The 21,639-nt window shown below is 62.2% G+C and carries 21 protein-coding genes; 11 read left to right on the plus strand and 10 right to left on the minus strand.

Annotated features, from left to right (window positions below):
- Window positions 1–195: 195 nt before the first annotated feature.
- Window positions 196–813 carry a 30S ribosomal protein S4 gene (gene rpsD, locus OIM99_RS09910; protein WP_311850174.1) on the plus strand — a complete coding sequence of 206 codons (618 nt, stop codon included), beginning with the start codon at window positions 196–198 and terminating at the stop codon, window positions 811–813.
- A 60-nt stretch (window positions 814–873) separates the two neighbouring features.
- On the opposite strand, the gene OIM99_RS09915 is transcribed toward rpsD, so the two are convergent.
- Entirely contained in the window at window positions 874–1,557 is a 684-nt protein-coding gene (locus tag OIM99_RS09915; RefSeq protein ID WP_311850175.1) for a TetR/AcrR family transcriptional regulator, read from the minus strand.
- 95 nt (window positions 1,558–1,652) lie between these two features.
- On the opposite strand from OIM99_RS09915, the gene OIM99_RS09920 reads away from it, so the two are divergent.
- Genes OIM99_RS09920 through OIM99_RS09935 form a run of 4 tightly spaced genes read left to right on the plus strand, consistent with a single transcriptional unit; the run spans window position 1,653 to window position 5,132 of the window.
- Window positions 1,653–2,738, plus strand: coding sequence for an amidohydrolase family protein (locus OIM99_RS09920; protein ID WP_311850176.1), 1,086 nt, complete (start codon window positions 1,653–1,655; stop codon window positions 2,736–2,738).
- Window positions 2,739–2,767: 29 nt separating this feature from the next.
- Window positions 2,768–3,628, plus strand: coding sequence for an alpha/beta hydrolase (locus tag OIM99_RS09925; RefSeq protein ID WP_311850177.1), 861 nt, complete (start codon window positions 2,768–2,770; stop codon window positions 3,626–3,628).
- 36 nt (window positions 3,629–3,664) lie between these two features.
- Window positions 3,665–4,627 carry a tripartite tricarboxylate transporter substrate binding protein gene (locus tag OIM99_RS09930; RefSeq protein ID WP_311850178.1) on the plus strand — a complete coding sequence of 321 codons (963 nt, stop codon included), beginning with the start codon at window positions 3,665–3,667 and terminating at the stop codon, window positions 4,625–4,627.
- A gap of 34 nt (window positions 4,628–4,661) precedes the next feature.
- Window positions 4,662–5,132 (plus strand): cupin domain-containing protein, encoded by a 471-nt coding sequence (locus OIM99_RS09935; RefSeq protein ID WP_311850179.1) that lies wholly within the window; start codon window positions 4,662–4,664, stop codon window positions 5,130–5,132.
- A gap of 190 nt (window positions 5,133–5,322) precedes the next feature.
- Here OIM99_RS09935 and OIM99_RS09940 read toward each other — a convergent pair whose 3' ends face one another.
- Together OIM99_RS09940 and OIM99_RS09945 are read right to left on the minus strand one after the other, a co-directional pair.
- The gene (locus OIM99_RS09940; RefSeq protein ID WP_311850180.1) at window positions 5,323–5,778 is read right to left on the minus strand and encodes a cupin domain-containing protein; all 456 of its coding nucleotides are present in this window, start codon (window positions 5,776–5,778) and stop codon (window positions 5,323–5,325) included.
- An 80-nt stretch (window positions 5,779–5,858) separates the two neighbouring features.
- Window positions 5,859–6,512 (minus strand): glutathione S-transferase family protein, encoded by a 654-nt coding sequence (locus OIM99_RS09945; protein ID WP_311850181.1) that lies wholly within the window; start codon window positions 6,510–6,512, stop codon window positions 5,859–5,861.
- A 101-nt stretch (window positions 6,513–6,613) separates the two neighbouring features.
- Here OIM99_RS09945 and OIM99_RS09950 point away from each other — a divergent pair, with 101 nt between their 5' ends.
- Complete coding sequence (locus OIM99_RS09950) at window positions 6,614–7,825, plus strand: polyhydroxyalkanoate depolymerase (RefSeq protein WP_311850182.1); 1,212 nt, start codon at window positions 6,614–6,616, stop codon at window positions 7,823–7,825.
- On the opposite strand, the gene OIM99_RS09955 is transcribed toward OIM99_RS09950, so the two are convergent.
- From OIM99_RS09955 to OIM99_RS09970, 4 genes are all read right to left on the minus strand, one after another.
- Window positions 7,822–8,538, minus strand: coding sequence for a cytochrome c biogenesis CcdA family protein (locus OIM99_RS09955; protein WP_311850183.1), 717 nt, complete (start codon window positions 8,536–8,538; stop codon window positions 7,822–7,824). The two genes, OIM99_RS09950 and OIM99_RS09955, sit on opposite strands and share 4 nt — an antisense overlap.
- A 13-nt stretch (window positions 8,539–8,551) precedes the next feature.
- Window positions 8,552–8,950, minus strand: a complete 399-nt coding sequence (locus OIM99_RS09960) for a thioredoxin family protein (protein WP_311850184.1) — start codon at window positions 8,948–8,950, stop codon at window positions 8,552–8,554.
- A gap of 107 nt (window positions 8,951–9,057) precedes the next feature.
- Entirely contained in the window at window positions 9,058–10,065 is a 1,008-nt protein-coding gene (locus OIM99_RS09965; protein ID WP_311850185.1) for a hypothetical protein, read from the minus strand.
- 33 nt (window positions 10,066–10,098) lie between these two features.
- Window positions 10,099–10,650 carry an alpha/beta fold hydrolase gene (locus OIM99_RS09970; protein ID WP_311850186.1) on the minus strand — a complete coding sequence of 184 codons (552 nt, stop codon included), beginning with the start codon at window positions 10,648–10,650 and terminating at the stop codon, window positions 10,099–10,101.
- A 122-nt stretch (window positions 10,651–10,772) separates the two neighbouring features.
- Between OIM99_RS09970 and OIM99_RS09975 the strand changes: the two genes are divergently transcribed.
- Entirely contained in the window at window positions 10,773–11,213 is a 441-nt protein-coding gene (locus OIM99_RS09975; protein ID WP_311850187.1) for an HPP family protein, read from the plus strand.
- A 21-nt stretch (window positions 11,214–11,234) separates the two neighbouring features.
- Here OIM99_RS09975 and purB read toward each other — a convergent pair whose 3' ends face one another.
- The gene (gene purB / locus OIM99_RS09980; protein ID WP_311850188.1) at window positions 11,235–12,542 is read right to left on the minus strand and encodes an adenylosuccinate lyase; all 1,308 of its coding nucleotides are present in this window, start codon (window positions 12,540–12,542) and stop codon (window positions 11,235–11,237) included.
- 388 nt (window positions 12,543–12,930) lie between these two features.
- Here purB and carB point away from each other — a divergent pair, with 388 nt between their 5' ends.
- The 3 genes from carB (at window position 12,931) to OIM99_RS09995 (ending at window position 18,152) form a co-directional block, all read left to right on the plus strand.
- Window positions 12,931–16,431, plus strand: coding sequence for a carbamoyl-phosphate synthase large subunit (carB, locus tag OIM99_RS09985; RefSeq protein ID WP_311850189.1), 3,501 nt, complete (start codon window positions 12,931–12,933; stop codon window positions 16,429–16,431).
- 219 nt (window positions 16,432–16,650) lie between these two features.
- Window positions 16,651–17,124, plus strand: coding sequence for a transcription elongation factor GreA (greA, locus tag OIM99_RS09990; RefSeq protein WP_311850190.1), 474 nt, complete (start codon window positions 16,651–16,653; stop codon window positions 17,122–17,124).
- Window positions 17,125–17,192: 68 nt separating this feature from the next.
- Window positions 17,193–18,152 (plus strand): mitochondrial fission ELM1 family protein, encoded by a 960-nt coding sequence (locus OIM99_RS09995; protein WP_311850191.1) that lies wholly within the window; start codon window positions 17,193–17,195, stop codon window positions 18,150–18,152.
- A gap of 3 nt (window positions 18,153–18,155) precedes the next feature.
- On the opposite strand, the gene OIM99_RS10000 is transcribed toward OIM99_RS09995, so the two are convergent.
- On the minus strand, window positions 18,156–18,830 hold the full coding sequence (locus tag OIM99_RS10000; protein WP_311850192.1) for a 2OG-Fe(II) oxygenase: 675 nt from the start codon (window positions 18,828–18,830) through the stop codon (window positions 18,156–18,158).
- Between the two features lie 203 nt (window positions 18,831–19,033).
- Between OIM99_RS10000 and OIM99_RS10005 the strand changes: the two genes are divergently transcribed.
- The gene (locus tag OIM99_RS10005; protein WP_311850193.1) at window positions 19,034–19,966 is read left to right on the plus strand and encodes an alpha/beta hydrolase; all 933 of its coding nucleotides are present in this window, start codon (window positions 19,034–19,036) and stop codon (window positions 19,964–19,966) included.
- On the opposite strand, the gene OIM99_RS10010 is transcribed toward OIM99_RS10005, so the two are convergent.
- A complete protein-coding gene (locus OIM99_RS10010; protein ID WP_311850194.1) occupies window positions 19,960–21,615 on the minus strand; it encodes a thiamine pyrophosphate-requiring protein in 1,656 nt (551 codons plus the stop codon). The genes OIM99_RS10005 and OIM99_RS10010 overlap by 7 nt on opposite strands.
- Window positions 21,616–21,639 lie beyond the last annotated feature (24 nt).

Here is a 21,639-nt window from a genome sequence, read left to right on the forward strand (position 1 = left end):
ACCCGTGGCCGTTCCCAGGCCGGATCTTCCGGCGCGGTGAGCAGCCTGTCGGCCTCTTATGAGGCAGAGGAGGGCGCTTTCCTTCCCATGGCGGAAGGATCGCGGACGAGCGACGCGCCGGAAGTCCTTTAAGGCTCCAGTGCGGGCGCAGGCCTTGGTCCTTTTGCCGATATGACACGGTTTTTGAGGACTAAGATGACCAAACGCGCAGAATCCAAGTACAAAATCGATCGCCGTATGGGCGAGAACATCTGGGGGCGCCCGAAGAGCCCGGTGAACCGCCGCGAATACGGCCCCGGCCAGCACGGCCAGCGCCGCAAGGGCAAGCTCTCCGACTACGGCACCCAGCTCAAGGCCAAGCAGAAGGTCAAGGGCTACTACGGCAACATCTCCGAGAAGCAGTTCCGCAAATACTATCAGGAAGCGGTGCGCATGAAGGGCGACTCGGGCGACAACCTGATCGCGCTGCTCGAGCGCCGTCTCGACGCGGTGGTCTACCGCGCCAAGTTCGTGCCGACCGTTTTCGCGGCCCGCCAGTTCGTCAACCACGGCCACGTCAAGGTCAACGGCCGCAAGGTCAACATCGCCTCCTACCTGGTGAAGGTCGGCGACGTGATCGAGGTGAAGGAAGCTTCGCGCCAGCTCACCATCGTTCTGGAAGCGAGCCAGCTCGCCGAGCGCGACGTGCCGGATTACTACGAAGTCGATCACGGCAAGATGACCGCCAAGGTCACCCGCATTCCGCTGCCGTCGGAAGTTCCCTATCCGACCGTGATGGAACCGAACCTGGTTATCGAATTCTATTCGCGCTGATTTAACCTCAGTCGCGCTATCGCAATCGTCAGGCCGTCGCACCCCGTGCGGCGGCCTTTCTCATTGCGGTTTACGTTTTGTCGGCGCGCGGCCTTTGGCCGTTTTCTTCCTGCCGGCAGAGGTTTGGGCGATGCTCAGAATGCCAGCTTCGATGAAAGCAACCAGCCAGGCCGGCGGCGATGGATTTTTGCCGCCCGATAGCCGCGCGGCGCGATCGGTCTGCAGTTCCGCCTGCCGGCGAATGCCGAGCGCATAGAGATAGCACCAGGTGGCGGCGGCCTTCGTCAGTTCCGGCACGGCGGCCATGAAGGCGTCGATGAACTGTTTCGAAATGCCGTCGTAGCAGCTTTTGACGAGGGCGACCGAGCGCGTGTCGTGGCCAACGGAGACGGCGGCGGCCATCTGCTGGTAGCTCTCATAGTTCTGGCGCGGATCGTCGAACATGTCGGGCGCCGGCAACGCGAAGACTTCGACCACGGCGCGCAGATCGAACGCGCCCTTCTTGCGCAGTTCCTGCAGCCGCGCCTGGCGCCTGTCGTTGATGAGCTGCGAGCGCTGCTCGAAGATCGCGACGTAAAGCGCTTCCTTGGTCTTGAAATGATAGTGCAACAGCGCCTGCGCGACCTTCGCTTCCATGGCGATCTCGCGCATCGAAGCGCCATGATAGCCAAGCTCTCCAAACACCCGTTCGGCCGCCCGCAAGATTGCATCTCTCGATGAGTTTTTAGCGGTGACGGCTTTCATTCTGGTTCTCTTGACTGATCGATCAGTCAAATTTAGCATGCCTGAATAAAATGGCGAACGGAAATCGCCGATTTCAACAAGAGCGGAGGAAACGGATGGCGAGCCGGCGGCAATTTTTGAGCGGTTTCGGCGGTGTTGCGTTCTGCGCCGCCTGCGGCATGCGGCCCGCCTGGGGCCAGGGCGCGGCGCCGCGACGCAAGGTCTCCGTCGGCGGCCGAGCCGTGCGCACGGTTGACATCCATTGCCACTGCGTCGTGCCGGAAATGATGGACGTCCTGTCAGGCACGCCGCTGGAAAAGCAGGCGCGGGCGACGATCAACAGTCCGACCAATAATCCCTCGATGAAGGATCGCCTGGCGATCATGGATGCGCAGGGCATCGACGTGGAGGCGATGAGCATCAATGCGTTCTGGTACGGCGCCGATCGCGACACATCGCGGCGGCTGATCGATCTCCTCAACCAGAAGATGGCGCACATGTGCCAACAGGCGCCGGATCGCTTCGTCGGTTTCGGCGCCGTGGCCTTGCAGTTTCCCGAACTCGCCGCCGAGCAGTTGGAGGCGGCGATGAAGCAGCATGGGCTGAAAGGCGCAGCCATTGGTGGCAGCGTCAACGACAAGGAATTGTCCGACCCGATGTTCGATGCGTTCTGGAAGAAGGCGGAGGAACTGCAGGCGGTCATCTTCATGCATCCGCAGAGTGCCGAGATCGTCACAGGCATCGATCGGCGCGTGCAGGGCAATGGCATGCTGCGCAATGTCATCGGCAATCCGCTGGAAACGACGATCGCGCTCTCGCATATGATCTTCGAAGGCACGTTCGATCGCTTCCCTGGCTTGAAAATCTGCGCCGCCCATGGCGGTGGCTATCTGCCGTCTTATGCGGATCGATCAGACAATGGTTGCCGCACGCTTAAGCAGTGCTCCGGGGCTTATCCGAAAAAGGCGCCAACCGAATATCTCAAGGATATCTATGTCGACTCGCTGGTGTTCACGCCGGAAGCGCTGCGCCATCTGGCGGCGGTCGTCGGCCCGCGGCGGATCATGGTGGGCACCGACTACGGCTTCCCGTGGGTAAGCAATCCGATCGATCACGTTCTCAATACGCCAAGTCTGACGGACGAAGACAAGATCGCCATTCTCGGCGGCACGGCCGCCGAACTGCTGCGCCTGCAAGCTTAAAAATCGTTTATTGAAGAGGGAGGGCAGGGATGCCTGAAGCTATTATCCGCGGAGTGCCGCTGAATTATCTCGTGGTCGGCGATCAGGGGCCTTGGGTGGCTTTCACGCCGGGCAGCCGCAGGCCTTACGGCGAGCTTGTGCCTTTGGCGCAGGCTGTTGCGGGCGCCGGCTATCGGGTGCTGCTGCATGATCGGCGCAATTGCGGTGCGTCCGGCGTGGCGATCGAGCCGATTGGCTCCGAACATGAGATCTGGGCCGACGATCTGAAAGAGCTGAGTGCCTCGCTGGGTATCGATCGCATCTATGCGGGGGGCTCGTCGGCCGGCGCGCGCTTGGCGCTGCTGTTCGCGTTGCGGCACCCCACATTGGTGCAGGGGCTGCTGTTGTGGCGCGTCACGGGTGGTCGGCACGCAGCCGAGAAACTGGCCCATCAATATTACGGGCAGTTTCAGGACCTGGCGCGCAGCGGCGGCATGGAAGCGGTTTGCACCTCGGAACATTTCGCCGAATGCATTCGCGAACGTCCCGCCAATCGCGAGCGTTTGATGGCGATGCGGGTCGATGATTTCTGGGCGACGATGGAGATGTGGCGCAAGCGCTTCCTGGCCGATGCTGATCTGCCGGTCGTCGGCGCGACGGAAGAACAATTGCGCGCGCTGAAAGTGCCGGCCTGCATCTGCGCCGGCAATGACATGATCCATACGCCGGAGACGGCGCGCAAGGTCGCCGGTCTCATTGCCGAGTCGCAACTCTACGACGATCTGGTTTCAAAGCGCGCGGACGACGATCTGCTCGAGACCTGGGACGTGGCGGAGTGGAAGGTGGCGGAGCCGCGCCTGGCGGCGATCTTCACCGACTTCATGCGCCAGCGCGGAGTGCGAGCGGCCTGAACGCACGGCCATCAAAAATCGAGTGGAGGAACGATCATGAAAGCAGCCTGGTTTGCCGCGCTGTTCTGTGGCGCGCTGTCTCTAACACCCTCAGTCCATGCCGCCGATTATCCCGATCATCCCGTGAAGTTCATCGTCGGCTTCGCCGCCGGCAGCGGTCCCGACGTCATCACACGCACCGTCGGCACGCAGTTGACGACCGATCTGGGGCAGGCGTTCTACGTTCAGAACCAGGCGGGCGCCAATGGCACGGTGGCCATTCGTGCTGTGGCGACATCGCCGGCCGATGGCTACACCTTGCTCTATTCCAGCGCGTCGATCGCCTCCGTTCCCTATCTCTATAAAAATCCCAATTTCGACGTCCTGAAAGATCTCGTTCCGATCGCGACGTCGGGCGTGCTCGACGGCAATCTGGTGCTGGTGCAGCCTTCGCTTCCGGTGTCGGACATGAAGGAATTCGTCGACTACGCGCGCACCCATAAGCTGTTTTACGGCTCTCCGGGCTATGGCAACGGCCTGCACCTGGCGACGGCGCTCTTCAACGAGCGCGCCGGCATCGAAATGGATCATGTGCCGTTTCGCGGCGCCTCTGAGGTGACGGCGGCGCTCCTGGCCGGCAATGTTCAAGTGATGTTCGTGACGCCGCCGTCGGTGATCGCGCTGGTGCAGTCGGGCATGCTCAAGGCGATCGGCTACACCGGCGCGAAGCCGTTTCCCGAATTGCCGAAAGTGCCTTTGGTGAAGGATTCGGTGCCAACTTATCCGGTGCAGGGTTCCTGGGGCATTTTCTTTGCCCCCAAGGGCACGCCGAAGGAGATCGTCGACAAGCTCAACGTGGCGATCCGCGCGGCGTTGAAACAGCCGGCCGTTGCCAATGTCGTGCAGAAGTCTGGTTACGAGCCGGACGAACGTTCGCCCGAGGCGACGGCAGAGTTTTTCAAGGCGGAAATCGAGGCGACCGCCGAAGCCGTGAAAGCGGCAAAAATCAAGCCTGAATAAACAGCCGAATTGAGTGAAAGGACAATCGATGACTATGAATCTGAGACGTGTCGTTACCGGGCACGACAAGGCCGGGCGCGCCGTCGTCAAGATCGATGAAATCTCGACGAACATCAGGAACAATCGCCCTGGTGCGACCTCCTACGTCATCTGGTCGACGAACGCCTGGCCGATCAGCAGCGATGATGAGACCGATCCCACATTGCGGGTCATCAGTACGACGGAAGAGAACGGAACGGTGTTTCGCATCATCCGCTACGATCCCGGTGTCGTGCCGCGTCGCCATCGCACCGATTCCATCGACTATGCGGTCGTGCTGTCGGGCGAGATCGACATGGAGCTTGACGGCGAGACGGTGCATCTGCGGGCAGGCGACACGCTCGTTCAGCGCGCCACGGTCCACAACTGGGTTAATCGCGGATCAGAGCCCTGCATCATCGCCTTCGTTCTGGTCTCCGCCAAGTCGCCAACCGTCGACGGCAAGCCGCTTGAGGCGCATGGGTGAGAAGAGACCGAAGCCTAGGTGTCATCCCGGACACGCGCAGCGTGATCCGGGATCCAGGGGCGTGCGGTAAAACATGTGGGATAGAGAGCCACGGCGTAGAGGCTTTCAAGATTCAAGCGTTTGCTCTGGATCCCGGATCGCGCTTTCAGCGCGTCCGGGATGACACAAAGGCCGCAGCGTACTATCGAGTTCACTTCCAAGGCGTCGGTGCCGGCACTTCGGCCGGACCTTCCTCGACATCGATACTGCCGAAATCGGCTGGACCGACGATTTCGAGATATTCCATGTCGGGCGAGTAATCGTAGAGATAATGCACGATGCCCGGGCGCTGGTGGACGCAGTCGCCGGCTTCGACGAGGGTGATCTTGTCCTCGTACATGAATTTCGCCCAGCCCTTGGTCATCAGCACGATCTGAAAATCGGCGACGTGAATGTGCCAGCCGGTGCCTTTCTCCGGCGGCAGATTGGCCTTCACCAGATGGGCGATGACCTTGCCATTGGTCGCCTTGGCGATGCCAAGGTCCTTATAGAGAAAGAAGTCGCGCAGGCCTTCGCCGCGCCATTGCGTGTCGGCGGGCTTGGTGTGGGAGAATTCCGTCGCAGAGGCGGAAGTGGTGTCAGGCTCGGTAGTGGGCTTGTCCAACATGGCATGCTCCTTTCGCCACGCTTCAAACACGGCTGACCTTCGTCGCTTGCCTTGGCCCCGGGATCTCCCTTCGCGCTTTTTTAAAATTCGACTTCGAGTTCCTCGATTTCCTCCGGTTCCTCCAGGGCGGCGTCGGTCCATTCCTGCATCGCCGGCCAGGCGAGAATGCGGTCGCGATAGCCGGCGCAGGTGGCGTCCAGCTTGACGTCATAGGTGACGAAACGGGTGGCGACGGGCGCATACATGGCGTCCGCTATGGAAAACTCGCCGAACAGAAACGGGCCGCCATAGGCGCGCAGGCATTCGTTCCAGATGGTGGCGATGCGCGCGATATCGGCATCGGCTTTCGACCAGACTTTGAAATTGGGGAAACGTGCCCGCAAATTCATCGGCAGGGCGGAGCGCAGCGCGCTGAAGCCGGAGTGCATTTCGCCGGAGATGGAGCGGCAATGGGCACGCTTCGCCCGATCTTTGGGCAGAAGGCCCGCATTTGGGGCGATCTCGTTGAGAAATTCACCAATCGCCAACGTGTCCCAGATCTTGATGCCCTCATATTCCAGACAGGGCACCAGGATCGACGGCGAGAGCAGCAAAATCTCGGCGCGGGCATCGAGATCGTCAGGCGCCAGCATGATTTCCGTGAACGGTACGCCCGACTGTTTGGCCATCAGCCAGCCGCGCAAGGACCAGGATGAGTAATTCCGACTGCTTAAGGTAATGGTGGTACGCGCCATGCTCCCCGCCTGTTGGGCCGCGATCATTTGCAATATCAATGCAATCGCTATGCCATGGCATATGCCTTGCTTCGGTCTCGGCATAACCGGGTGCCGTGGCGATGTATCAATATTATCAAGCCTACGCCGATCTCACCGATCCGGTCCGGATGCTGGCGGCGAATGCCGAGCGCATCCTCACCGCCTGGGGCAGCAATGCGACGGCTTCGCCGATCAAGCGCATGGCCGCCTATTACGAACTGGTGACCTTGGCCGGCTTCACCCATACGCGCCCCGACTATGGGATCAAGACGGTCGACGTCCGGGGCGAGACGAAGATGGTCACCGAAACGGTCGTGCTCGACACGCCGTTCTGCTCGCTGCTGCGCTTCACCCGCAAGGGCGGCGAGGACGCGCCGAAAGTCTTGCTGCTGGCGCCGATGTCCGGCCATTTCGCGACATTGCTGCGCGGCACGGTGCGCACGCTGCTGAAGGATTACCAGGTCTATATTTCGGATTGGAAGAACGTACGCGATATCCCTGTGTCGGCAGGGCCGTTCGACCTCGACGATTTCATCGATCATGTGATCCGCTTCATCAAATTCCTCGGCCCGCAATCGCATGTGATGGCGGTCTGCCAGCCGACGGTGCCGACGCTCGCTGCCGTCGCCTTGATGGCGCAGGATAAGGATCCCGATCAGCCGGCGAGCCTGACCTTGATGGCCGGGCCGATCGACACGCGCATTTCGCCGACCGTGGTCAACAAACTGGCGACCGACCATCCGTTGGAATGGTTTCGCGACAAGCTCGTCGGCATCGTGCCGGGCACGCTCAAGGGCAGCGGCCGCCTGGTCTATCCTGGCTTTTTGCAACTCGCCGCCTTCATGAGCATGAATCTCGAACGGCACGCGAAATCCTTCGCCGATCTGTTCAAGCATCGTCTCGAAGGCGAGTTCGAGAAGGCCGATACGATCCGCGATTTCTACAAGGAATATTTCGCCATCATGGATTTGAGCGGCGAGTTCTATTTGCAGACGATCAAGAGCGTGTTTCAGGATGCGGCGCTGGCGCAAGGCCAGCTCACCTATCGCGGCCGCCTCATCGAGCCGAGAGCGATCAAGCGCACCTTCCTGCTCACCGTCGAAGGCGAGCGCGACGACATCTGCGCCATCGGCCAGACTTTAGCGGCGCATGATCTCTGTTCCGGCCTGCGGCCCTATATGAAATCGCACCATATGGAGCCGGGCGCCGGGCACTATGGCGTGTTCAATGGCAAGCGCTGGGACAATCGCATCTATCCCAAGGTGCGCGACCACATTCAAGCGAGCGTTTAAAAGCGTGTCGTCAGATCGGTGAGCCATTGCGGCGAGACATTCACCAGGAAAGTCTCGATGCGTTTGTCGAGGCCGGTCAAGACGGCGAGACCCGCTGCAACCAGCAGCAGGCCGAAACCGATCTTGAGGGCAGTGCCGCTGCCGCGCAGGCGATCGCGCCAGGCGAGCAGTGACGGGCGCGAGACAAAGCCGAGCAGGGCGAGCGGCAGGGCGGCGCCGATTCCAAACACGATCATGGTCAGCGTCACCATGCCGAGATTTTCGCCGCGCGCGGCGAGAATGCTGGCGGCACCGAGCGTCGGGCCGACACAAGGCGACCAGACCGCGCCGAGCAGCAGGCCGACGCCGAACTGACCGCCGAGGCCCGACGTCGAAAAATTGCCAAAGCGGTTCTCTGCCCAGGTAGAGATGGGGCCTGCGGCGGTGGCGAGCCGCATCTGCGCTGCCGGCAGCATCAAGACGAGGCCGATGACGATGAGCAAAACAGCAGCGACCTTGCGGAAGAATTCGGCGTCGATGTCGAGAGCGAAGCCGAACAGCGCGACGAACAATCCGAGCACGGTGAAGGACAGGGCCAGCCCGGCGGCGAGCGCCAGCGGTCCCCATCGATGTTGCGATGTGGCGGCACCGAGCACGACCGGCAGCAACGGCAGCACGCAAGGGGAGAGAAGCGTCAGCAGGCCAGCGATGAAGGCAAGCGCGAGCGTGGTCACGCGGCCTCCTCGTTCAGAGCGCGGTCTGGAGCAGGGCCTCCAACGACATCGGATCGGTGATGCCGGTGGAGCGCTGCATCTCATCCGTGCCGGTGAAGCTGATATAGGTCGATTGGCGGGTGACGCGGAATTTCTTCAGCACGTCTTTCTGCGTGTCGAAGTCGACGGCGAAGATCAGCAGTTTGTCGAACTCGGGCTTCTTCTCCAATTGCTCCATGACGACCTTCTGCTTGGCGCAGATCGGGCACCAGGGCGCATGGACTTCGACGACGATCGACCGCCCGGCTTTCTGGGCGGCGAGAAAAGCCGCTTCCGTATAAGGCTGACGCTCCGTCGCCCAGGCGGGCATGACGCTGGCGAGGAGGCCGCAGGCGGCCGTGGCGATGAGAATGCGGCGTGACAGGACGATCATGTTTCCTCGCTTGATCCCCTCAAGATAAGCAGGCGGCTGTGGCCCGTCCAGGACGCACAGGCGTCGTTCAAGCGATGTTGAATGATTCGGTTGGCGACGCTCCAGCTTTATTCGACCAGCTTTTTCAATCGTTCGGCCAAGGGCTTGGGTGTGGCGAGCGCCGATGTCACGATGGCTTGCAGGTCTTGGCCGATGATCGGATCGATTTCGATCTTGAGGTTCTGGGCTTCGTGGCGGAAGTCCTCGTCCTTGAAAAGCGCGCGATAGGCGTTGATCAAAGCCGCCAGCCGTTCAGGTGGAATGCCGGGCGAACCGACGAGGGGACGGCCTAGTTCGGAGCCGGTGGCAAGCAAAGCGAAAATCCTGCGATCATCGTCATTGCGAGCGAGATCGGTGAGCAGTGGGGCATCGGTCACGCCGTGGGATGTCTTCAGCGCCGACTGCACGAGGAAGACGATGTTCTTATTGGCGATCCAATTGGGATTGGTCACCTTCCAAGATGACAGCGTATTCCAGCGGCCCATGGATTCGCCGCGTTCCATCGCGAGATTGATCTGCGCGCCACCGGGATAGCCGGGTACGATCTTGATCCTCGTGCCGAGCAGCGCGTTCATCACCGTCGGCACCATGACGCTTGGCGATCCCGCACCGCTGGCGCCGAGAACAAATTCGCGCTTCGTCATCTCGTCCCAGGTTTTGACGCCGGTGGTGTGCCAGGCGACGAGACATTCCTGCGTCGGCGCGATCGTGCCGATCCAATGGAAGCGGCCGGCATCGAAACGCACTGCGGCATCGCCCAGTACCTGCGAGAGCGGCAGGCTCGACACCATGATGCCGAGCGTCGTGCCGTCCTTCGGCGCGACATTGTAGAGATAGTTGGCGGCGACGAGACCGCCGCCGCCGGTCATCGTCTGATGCAGCACGGTGGGCTGGCCGGGCAGATGGCGGCCCAGGAATCTGCTCACCAGTTTGCCGTGAATGTCGTATTCGCCGCCCGCCGATGCCCAATTGATGATGCGGATGGTGTTGCCGCGATAGAAATCGGCAATGGGATCGGCTTGCGCCGCTGTTGCCGTCATCGCAGCCAAAAGCATGGCTCCGCCGTGAAGACGCATGGTTTCCTCCCAACTTTATCGTTGGGGGAGAGCTTAGAGAGTCTTCAGAAAGCCGGCAAACCGCATCAGGCCCTCGGGCCAGGGGCCATGGCCGGATTCGTTGTTGATGTGTCCGGCATTGCCCGCATCGGCGATGGTTGAGCCCCAGTCGCGCGCCATCGCTTCGCTTTCCTCATAGGTTGCGTAGGGATCGTCGCGGCTGGCGACGAGGACGGAAGGAAAGGGCAGTGGCGTGGAGGGAATGTCGCTGAAACGGGGATCGATCTCGGGAATGGTGGCGAGGACGCGCTGCGACGGCGGCGCGACGAGAAAGGCCGCGCGCGCGCCCATATCCGCAAGCAGAGGCGCGGCGTGGACGATGGACAGCGCGCCAAGCGAATGGCCGACCAGAACGATGGGCCGCTCGGTCTTACGCGCATGGTCTGCGATCTGGGCGATCCAATCGTCATAATTGGGCTCGTTCCAATCGGCCTGTTCGATGCGCCGCGCTGTGGAGAGTTTGTCCACCCAACGCGCATACCAGTGGTCGGGGCTGCCGCCGCCGTGGCCGGGGGCGATCAGGATATCGAGATCGGAGACTTTCATGGGCCTATATCTGGGCACCTGATGGCCGCGGGTCAACCATAACCGTGGTGACCGACCAGGCCCGCTTCTTGTATGAGGTGTTATGGCCGCTCCATCGGTCGTGGTGATGGGATTGTCCGGTGATGCGCAAGATCTTGGTGGCGGCGGTTGGTGGCGGGCTTGGCATTCTGATCATGATCCTCCTCGGTCATGAGGTCGGGCTGGAGCTGGCGCTGGTGCCGTTCACCACGTCCATCGTGTTGGTCATGTCGGCGCCCGAAACGCCTTTCGCCAAGCCGCTCAATATTTTCGGCGGCCATGTGATTTCGGCTCTGTGCGGACTGCTGGTGGTGAAACTGTGCGGCCAGAATGCCTGGTTTGCCGCGCTGGCGGTGGGGCTTGCCATCGCCGCCATGCTGGCGACGGATACGATGCATCCGCCGGCCGGCATCAATGCCTTGCTGATGGTGGTGGCGCACCCGCCCTGGACCTTCGTGCTGATGCCGGTGGCTTCGGGTGCGCTGATCCTGGTGGCGTTCAGTTGGGCTTATCAGAAGGCGACGAAGGCTGTCGCTGGCGGCTAAGCCGCCAGCAGCTTCTCTCTTTTAAGCGGTGCCGAACACGCGTTTGAAGATCGTGTCGACGTGCTTGAGGTGGTAGCCGAGGTCGAACAGGTCCTCGAGCTCCTTGGCGCTCAGCTTCGCCGCCACGTCCTTATCGGCCTTGAGCAGGGTGAGGAAATCGCCCTCGCCGCGCCACACCGGCATGGCGTTGCGCTGGACATAGGCATAGGCATCCTCGCGCGACACGCCCTTCTGGGTCAGCGCCAGCAGTACGCGCTGCGAATGGATCAGGCCGCCGAGACGGTCGAGGTTCTTCTGCATGTTCTGCGGATAGACGATCAGCTTGTCGACCACGCCGGTGAGACGCGCCAAGGCAAAGTCGAGCGTCACCGTGGCGTCCGGGCCGATCATTCGCTCGACCGAGGAATGCGAAATATCGCGCTCGTGCCACAGCGCGACGTTTTCCAGCGCCGGGGTGACCATGCCGCGCACCAGCCGGGCCAGGCCGGTGAGGTTTTCGGTGAGCACCGGATTGCGCTTGTGTGGCATGGCCGAAGAGCCCTTCTGGCCCTCGGAGAAGAATTCCTCGGCTTCCAGCACTTCGGTGCGCTGCATATGGCGGATCTCGATCGCCAGCCGCTCGATGCAGGAGGCGACGACGCCGAGCGTGGCGAAGAACATGGCGTGCCGGTCGCGCGGGATCACCTGGGTCGACACCGGCTCGGGGACGAGGCCCATTTTGGCGGCGACATGTTCTTCGACGCGCGGGTCGATGTTGGCGAAGGTGCCGACGGCGCCGGAAATGGCGCAGGTGGCGACTTCCTTGCGGGCGGCGACGAGACGCTCGCGGCAGCGGGAGAATTCCGCATAGGCCTGGGCCAGTTTCAGGCCGAAGGTTACCGGTTCGGCATGGATGCCGTGCGAGCGGCCGATGGTCGGCGTCATCTTGTGCTCGAAGGCGCGCTTCTTGATCGCGGCGAGCAGGGCGTCGACGTCGGCGATCAGCAGGTCGGCTGATCGCACGAGCTGGACGTTCAGGCAGGTGTCGAGCACGTCGGACGAGGTCATGCCCTGGTGGACGAAGCGCGAATCAGGGCCGATGAATTCGGCCAGATGGGTGAGGAAGGCGATGACGTCGTGCTTGGTCACCCGCTCGATTTCGTCGATCCGGGCGACGTCGAAGGTGACGTTGCCGGCCCGGTCCCAGATCGCCTTGGCGCTCTCCTTGGGGATGACGCCGAGGTCGGCGAGGGCGTCGCAGGCGTGGGCCTCGATCTCAAACCAGATGCGGAACCGGGTCTGCGGGTCCCAGATTTTTACCATTTCGGGGCGCGAATAGCGGGGGATCATGTCGAAAGGCCAGCCTTGGCTAGGGGCGTCACCGGGACGCGGAAGGGGCAAAAAAGGTCGCCTAACACGGTCCAAAGGCCGGCGAAACCCCGTCAGACCCCGCCAGGCTGGCCAAAGGGTTGCCAGGCGGGGAAAGAACCACCACCTTTCCGTGGCAAAACGCCTCGCAAGGCTTCCCCCGGCGCCGATATTGGGCTAATCAACCGCCACTTTCGAGCCGGGCGGCCCTGCTCGAAGCCCCATCAGGGTTCACGCCCATAGCGGGATTTCGCGAGGACGCGCTCCGGTCATTTGGCCGATAGCGCGGCCTTTTTTTGTGTGTGCAGATTTGGCCCCCAGGGGCCACCCAGTGCGCCGAGGCCGGCGCGCGGGAGCCAGACGGACGGACATGCCGAAGCGCCAGGATATTGAAACGATCATGATCATCGGCGCCGGGCCGATCATCATCGGTCAGGCTTGCGAATTCGACTATTCGGGCACCCAGGCCTGCAAGGCGCTGCGCGAGGAAGGCTATCGAATCGTCCTGGTCAATTCCAACCCGGCGACGATCATGACCGATCCGGACATGGCCGACCGCACCTATGTCGAGCCGATCACGCCGGAGATCGTCGCCAAGATCATCGAGAAGGAGCGCGGCGACCGCTCCAAGGGTTTTGCTTTGCTGCCGACCATGGGCGGCCAGACGGCGCTGAATTGCGCCCTGTCGCTGAAGCAGATGGGCGTGCTCGATACTTTCGGTGTCGAAATGATCGGCGCGACGGCTGAGGCCATCGACAAGGCCGAAGACCGGCAATTGTTCCGCGAGGCGATGACCAAGATCGGCCTGGACACGCCGCGCTCGCGGCTCGCCAATGCCTCCGATCTCAAGAAGGCCGACAAGGACGAATTCAATCGCCAGCAGGCGGCGGTGGCCGCCCAGCATAGCGATCCGACCGAGCGGCAGCGGGCGGTCGAAGCTTTCGCGCGCGAGTGGCAGTCGAAAAATGCCGAGCGCAAGCGCCGCTATGTGTCGAAAGGCCTGCAGGAAGCGTTGGAAGCGATCGACGATGTCGGTCTGCCGGCGATCATCCGGCCATCGTTCACGATGGGCGGCACCGGTGGCGGCATCGCCTATGACCGGGCCGAATATATCGACATCGTGCAGGGCGGTCTCGATGCTTCGCCGACGACGGAAGTGCTGATCGAGGAAAGCGTTCTCGGCTGGAAGGAATATGAGATGGAAGTGGTCCGCGACAAAGCGGACAACTGCATCATCATCTGCTCCATCGAAAATCTCGATCCGATGGGCGTGCATACGGGCGATTCGATCACTGTCGCGCCGGCGCTGACCCTGACCGACAAAGAATATCAGATCATGCGCGATGCCTCGATCGCGGTGCTGCGCGAGATCGGCGTCGAAACCGGCGGCTCGAACGTGCAGTTCGCGGTCAATCCCGAAAACGGCCGCATGATCGTCATCGAGATGAACCCGCGCGTGTCGCGGTCCTCGGCGCTCGCCTCCAAGGCGACGGGCTTTCCGATCGCCAAGGTCGCGGCCAAACTCGCCGTCGGCTATACGCTCGACGAGATCGCCAACGACATCACCGGCGGCGCCACGCCCGCGTCGTTCGAGCCGACCATCGACTATGTCGTCACCAAAATTCCGCGCTTCGCCTTCGAGAAATTCCCCGGCGCCGAGCCCTATCTGACGACGGCGATGAAATCGGTCGGCGAGGCCATGGCCATCGGCCGTACCTTCGCCGAATCGCTGCAGAAGGCGCTGCGTTCGCTGGAAACGGGTCTGTCCGGTCTCGACCCGATCGAGATCGACGGCATCGGCCGTGGCGATGACATGAATGTGCTGCGCCGGGCGCTCGGCACGCCGACGCCCGATCGCCTGCTCGTCGTGGGACAGGCACTGCGCATGGGCATGTCCGTCGAAGACATCTATGACGCCTGCCGGATCGACCGCTGGTTCCTGGAACGGCTGGCCGAAATCATCGCGCTGGAAAAGCGCGTCGCCGCCCACGGCTTGCCGCAGGACGCCGATAATCTACGCATGCTGAAGGCAGCCGGCTTCTCCGATCTGCGTCTGGCGTCGCTGACCAACGGCCACGAGGAAGACGTGCGCAAGCTGCGCCACGGTCTCGGCGTGCGCCCGGTCTATAAGCGCATCGACACCTGCGCGGCGGAATTCGCTTCCCCCACCGCCTATATGTACTCGACCTACGAGACGCCGTTCGCCGGCCAGCCGGCCTGCGAGGCGCGTCCGTCCGACAAGGAAAAGGTCGTCATTTTGGGTGGCGGTCCCAACCGCATCGGCCAGGGCATCGAATTCGACTATTGCTGCGTGCACGCCTGTTTCGCGCTGTCGGATGTCGGCTACGAAACCATCATGATCAATTGCAATCCGGAGACGGTGTCGACCGACTATGACACGTCGGACCGGCTGTATTTCGAGCCGCTGACGGCCGAAGACGTGCTTGAGATCATGGACAAGGAACGCGAGAACGGCATTTTGAAAGGCGCTATCGTGCAGTTCGGCGGCCAGACGCCGCTGAAACTGTCGCATGCGCTGGAAGATGCCGGCATCAGCATTCTCGGCACGTCGGTCGACTCGATCGATCTCGCCGAGGATCGCGACCTGTTCAAGCGGTTGCTCGAGCGGCTGCGGTTGAAGCAGCCGAACAATGCCATCGCCTATTCGGTCGAACAGGCGCGGCTTGTCGCCACCGAACTCGGCCTGCCGGTCGTGGTGCGCCCGAGTTATGTGCTCGGCGGTCGCGCCATGGCGATCATCCGCGACGAAGCGGCTTTCGACGACTATCTGCTCGGCACCTTGCCGAGCCTGATCCCATCGGACGTGAAGGCGCGTTATCCCAACGACAAGACCGGCCAGATCAACACGGTGCTGGGCAAGAACCCGCTGCTGTTCGATCGCTATCTGTCGGATGCGCTGGAAGTCGACGTCGACTGCCTGTGTGACGGCAAGGATGTCTATATCGCCGGCATCATGGAACATATCGAGGAAGCCGGCATTCACTCCGGCGATTCCGCCTGTTCGCTGCCGCCGCGCTCTCTGCCGCGCGAGACCCTGGCGCTGCTCGAAGAGCAGACCCGCAAGCTTGCCTTGGCGCTCAAGGTCGGCGGGCTGATGAACGTGCAATATGCGATCAAGGACGGCGAAATTTACGTGCTCGAAGTCAATCCGCGCGCGTCGCGCACGGTGCCCTTCGTCGCCAAGGTCGTCGGGCACCCGATCGCCAAGATCGCCTCGCGAATCATGGCGGGCGAATCTTTGGCCTCCTTCGGCCTCAAGCCGGCGGAACTGAAGCATGTCGGCGTCAAGGAAGCGGTGTTCCCCTTCGCCCGCTTCCCCGGGGTCGATACGGTGCTCGGTCCGGAAATGCGCTCGACGGGTGAGGTCATCGGCCTCGATCGCAATTTTGAGATTGCCTTCGCCAAGAGCCAGCTCGGTGGCGGCACCAAAGTACCGACCAGTGGTACAGTGTTCGTCTCGGTCAAGGATGCGGACAAGCCGCGCGTGCTCGATGCGCTGAAGCTCTTGTCGAGCAACGGCTTCAAAGTGCTGGCGACGAGCGGCACCCAGCGCTTCCTGGAAGCCGGTGGGGTGCCTGCCCAACGGATCAACAAGGTCTCGGAAGGGCGCCCGCACATCGTCGATGCGATCAGCAACGGCGGCGTCCAACTGGTGTTCAACACCACGGAAGGGGCACAGGCGCTGCTCGATTCGCGGCCGCTGCGCCGGGCGGCGCTCCTGCACAAAGTGCCCTATTATACAACTCTGGCGGGCGCCTTGGCGGCCGCCCAGGGAATCAGGGCCTATAAGGGCGGCGACCTGGAGGTTCGAGCCTTGCAGGACTATTTCGAACCTGCGGCTGCATCGTAACGGCGGAAAAGGCAACTTTTCGTTCCGCTTGACGTTCAGCCCGCAAGAGGTTCCCATAAGCCGGAACTGAGCGGATTTGCGGGTGGCGTGGCCGTTGAACTGGCCACGCCTCCGCCATATCGTATTGCCATGATTTCATGTCGGACTCATGGCCGGTACGGCAGAACCAACTAGGGAAATGTCTGTCCCGCGCAGCGGGAGAATTGAAAGAGAAGCATGATGGAAAAGATTCCGATGACCGAGGTCGGTTACCAGTCGCTGGAAACGGAGCTGAAGCGCCGCCAGCAGGAGGATCGCCCGCGCATCATCCAGCAGATCGCCGAAGCGCGTTCGCATGGCGATCTGTCCGAAAATGCCGAATATCACGCGGCGAAGGAAGCCCAGTCGCTCAACGAAGGCCGGATCGCCGAGCTTGAGGACAAGCTGTCGCGCGCCGAGGTCATCGATCTGACGAAGCTGTCGGGCAATACCATCAAATTTGGCGCCACCGTCACGCTCATCGACGAAGATACTGAAGAAGAGAAGAAGTATCAGATCGTCGGCGAGCCGGAAGCCGACGTGAAGTCGGGCCGTGTCTCGATTACCTCGCCGATCGCCCGCGCGCTGATCGGCAAAAAGGTCGGCGACACCGTCGAGGTGAACACGCCGGGCGGTGGCAAGAGCTACGAAATTCTGAAGATCAAATTCGGCTGATCAGCCAATTGCGATCCGAAAGCCGCGCTTTAAGCGGCTTTCCTTCCTCCCACCGACAGAGTACGGGCATGCAGGCGCCGCTGTTGTCACCTGCGACACGGGTGCTGGTTTTCGGGTCCGGTCTCGCCGGCCATGAAGCCAATGCCGTCGGTGTCGCCGGCGCCTTGGTGCCTGGCTATGCGACCTTGCGCGTTGCGCCGCGCAGCTTGTTCGCGGCCGCCGCGCCTTGGGGCCTCGCCGACCCAAGCGATTTCGCCCGCGTGCCCGAGGTCGATATCGCCATCGCCTGCGGCCGCATCACGGTGCCTTATTTGCGCACCATCAAGCGGCGTTCGGGCGGGCGCACCTTCACCGTTTTCCTGCAGGATCCGCGCGCCTGGCGCGGCTCGTTCGATCTGATCTGGGTGCCGGAGCACGACAAGCTGCGCGGCGCCAATGTGATGACGACGGCAGTGTCCCCGCATGCGGTGTCGCCCGGCATTCTCGCTTATGCGCGCGACAATCCCGATCCACGATTGGCGTCCTTGCCGACGCCGCGTGTTGCCATGATTCTCGGCGGTGACAGTGGCGCGCATCGCTTCGAGCCGAAAGACATCGCCACGCTGGCGGAGATTGCCGGTGAGATCGCCGCGTCTGGCGCGGGGCTGATGGTGACGCCGTCACGGCGCACGCCGCAGGCGTTGATCGCCGCCATCCGCGCGGCGGTGGGCGGGGCCGACAATGTTTTCGTCTGGGACGGTTCGGGCGAAAACCCCTATCGCGCCATGCTGGCCTTGGCGCAGTCGATCATCGTCACCGGCGACAGCGCCAATATGTGTGGCGAAGCCTGCGCGACCGGCGTGCCGGTGCACATCTACGAGCCATCGGGCGGGTCGCCGAAGTTCACCCGCTTCATCGATGGCCTCGTCGCCCACGGCGCGGCGCGCCGTTGGGCCGGGCAGTTGGAAAGCTGGTCCTATCCGCCGCTCGATGCGACTGGTGATATCGCGGCGGAAGTGGCACGGCGCTATCGGGCGCGCCGGCCGTAAGCCTTACAGCCGGATCGGCTGGTCGGCGAAGGACAGTTGTTCACGCGCGCGCCAGTCATGCGTCACATAGTTGAGAATGACCGATTTGCGCACGCCATGGATCGGGCGGCGCACGAAGCCGTGGTAGGTGTTGTCGCCAGGCACGAAGACCATCGCCGTATTGGGGATGAATGGCGAGCGGCTGTGGTGGGTCTTCTCGTCGACATAGATGTCGGTGCCGAGATCCTCGTGTCCTTCTTCGTGCGACAGGTAGATCAGGCAGGTGAATTTCTTCACGCCGAGATCGGTGTGGGGCTGCAGCCAGAAGCCGTCGATGTCGAGGGCATATTCGAGACGCAGCAAAGTGTCGTCGATTGGCGCGCCGAATTTTTGCGCGATGGCGTGCGTCACGCCCTGGCTGTGCAGCGCCTTCGCCACTTCCTTCATCACCGGGAAACGGGCCATGTTGGCGTCGTCGAAATAGGAGCGTGTGTCGTTGTGCAATTCGCGCTTGCCGGACACGCCTTCCACGGAAGGCGCCTTGAAGGGCAGGGTGTTCAGCGCTTCTGAGACACCGGCTGGAAACAGCTCGTCCATCAGGAAGTGGCGATAGGGGTCGTCAAACGGACGCGCGGCATCCACCGATGCGCAGAACGTCTTGACGATTTGGTCGGCCGAAGCCGGAGAAGCTGCTGTCATCAACCTTGCTTTCTAAAACGCGCGTGTACGCGTTCGTTTCTGCATGTGCCCCGAAGCGCCGGCACCATAAAGCCCGGGGCCAGGAGCCGCAAGGAAATGCTTGGCAAATCCATTCGCGAGCGGTTGGCGGCTTGGCAAAACCATGTTCGAATTGGTCTTTCTCCAGTTGGGGCTGGAAGGCGAGGGAAAACAGGGAGGCTGCTATGAGGAATGCAGGAAAAGCGGCGTGGATGTTGGCGGCGTGCCTGCTGTTTGCAGCGGTTCAAGCCAGCGCCCAAGTGCCGCAGGACATCGCCGCCAAATTGAAAGACATCGGCCGGGTGGTGGCGCCACCACCGACCGCCGCGCTCTATGTGCCGCTGCAAGGCACCGATCCCTATTCCGGCATGGAGGTGAAGCGTGACCTCAAATACGGCACCGATCCACGCCAGACCCTTGACGTCGTCACCGCGCCTGGCGCCGCCGGTGCGCGGCCCGTGCTCGTCTTCGTTCATGGCGGCGGTTTCATTGGCGGTAACAAGACCGTGCCGAATTCGCCTTTCTACGGCAATGTGGCGACATGGGCGGTGAAGAACGGTTTCGTCGGCGTCAACATGACGTATCGATTGGCGCCGCAAAATCCTTGGCCGGCGGGGCGTGACGATGTTGCGTCGGCGATCCGCTGGGTGCGCGAGAACATCGCCGCGTCTGGCGGCGATCCGCAGCGCATTTTCCTGATGGGCCATTCGGCTGGCGCCATCCATGTGGCGAGCTATGTCGCCGATGTAGCGGAGAAGGGTGAGAGCCCGATTGCGGCTGCGCTGATGGTGTCGGCGCTTTACGACTTCACGCCTGAAAACATTAGCAATGCGGAGCGCGCCTATTTCGGCGAGGATCGCGCGCGCCTGGCGGAAGGGTCTTCGCTGTCGCATCTCGCGAAAGCGAAGTTTCCCTTGTTCGTCGCGCATGGCGAACTCGATCCACCGAATTTCGTCGGGCAATCGGAACTGGCCAACAAGACGCTCTGCGCGCCGCAGAAATGCCCGCGCTTCGTGCGGCTCGCCGATCACAGTCACATGTCCGAAATCTATGCGGTCGGCACGGCGGACGTGTCGCTGACCAGGGAGATATTGGCGTTTACGCGTGGTGTTCAATAACGCTGGTCTGTCGCTTTCAACGGATAGCGCGATACCGATGTTTCCAGCGAGGTGATGAATTCGAGCAGGACCGGCGTGCCTTCCTTCGTCTTCTCGATGCCGCGCTTGATTGCCGGAATGATCTGCGCGGGATCGGTGATGCGTTCGCCATGGCCGCCGAGCGCGCGGGCGAAGTCGGCATAATGGCCGGAGATGTCGGTGGCGCGATAGTCGCGTGTCGACACCGGCATGATGTCGAGTTCGCAGGCCATCGAGAAATTGTTGAACAGGATCGACAGGATCGGAATTTTGTAGCGGGCGGCGGTTTCGAAATCCATGCCGGTGAAGCCGATGGCGGCATCGCCCCAGACGTTGATGCAGAGCTTGTCGGGCGCCGCAAGCTTAGCGCCCATAGCGAGACCCAGGCCATAGCCCAATTGCGTGGTCTTGCCCCAGCCGAGATAGGACAAAGGCGTCGTCGAAACCCAGAAGGGCGAAAGCTGATCGCGCGGTGAACCAGCGTCGTGGGTGATGATCGTATTGGCGACGTCGACCGTGTTCATCAGATCGTTGATGACGCGATAGGGCGTGATCGGCGTTTCGTTCGAGGTCAGCTTGGCGCGCCACTGCGCCAACCAAGGATCGCGCACGGCGGCGATCGCCGTGGCCGTGGCCTTCTGATCACGTGGCGTACGCACGCGGTCCGCAAGCTCTTCGAGCAGAGCGTTGAGGCTCAGCGCCGCATCGCCGATGAGGCCGCAAACGACCTCGACATCTTTGTTTAGATGTTTGGGATCGAGCGTCGCGTGAATGAAGGTCTTGCCTTTCGGCATGGCGACACCGAAAGCCGTTTCGCCGAACGAACAGCCGATACCGAAGATGACATCGGCATTGTCGAGGAATTCGCGTACGGCGCGCGGCACGGCGGCCCCGCCCGAACCCAAGGCCAGCGGATGATTTTCCGGAAAGGCGCTCTTGCCTTCGAGCGAGGTGCAGACGGGGGCCGCCAGCAGTTCGGCCAATTGGCGCACCTGGGGCCAAGCCTGCGCGTAATGCACACCCTGGCCGACATAGAGTACCGGCCGCTTGGCGTTGGCGAGCAATTCGGCGGCTTGCGTCACTGCCGCCGGGTCGGGGCCGTAGCGCGTCGCGATCACCGGCTTGTAGTCGAAATTCTCCGGCACGCTTTCATCCCACACGTCCTTGGGAATTTCGACGACGCAGGGACCGCCACGGCCGTTGCGCAATTGCGTGAAGGCGCGGCGGAAGACGGCGTTGATGTCGCTGCCCGAGGTGAGCTGTTCCACCGATTTGGTGATGTGCTGCATGCCTTTCGGCGCGCTGAAATTGGGATCGACATGGGCGAGGCGACGATCGTAACCGCCGGGCAGAATGAGGACAGGTACGGATTCGCTGTAGCACTGGGCGATGGCGCCGAGCGTGTTCTCGGTGCCGGGGCCGTGCTGCATGGCGAAGACGCCGATCTTCTTGCCCGAGGTGACGCGTGCCACCGCATCGGCCATATGCACGCCGATGCGCTCCTGGCGCACGGTGATCGGCCTGATCTTGGCGGCAGCGGCGCATTCGAACATGCGGTTCACCGGATAGCCGAACAGCGTATCCACGCCTTCGCGCTTCAGGATTTCCGCGATTGCGTCGCCAACCTTCATGAGCTTTCCTCCGCTGTACCGGGC

This window comes from Methylocella sp. CPCC 101449 (genome assembly GCF_031921685.1).
In the GTDB taxonomy this organism is placed as follows: Bacteria; Pseudomonadota; Alphaproteobacteria; order Rhizobiales; family Beijerinckiaceae; genus Terripilifer.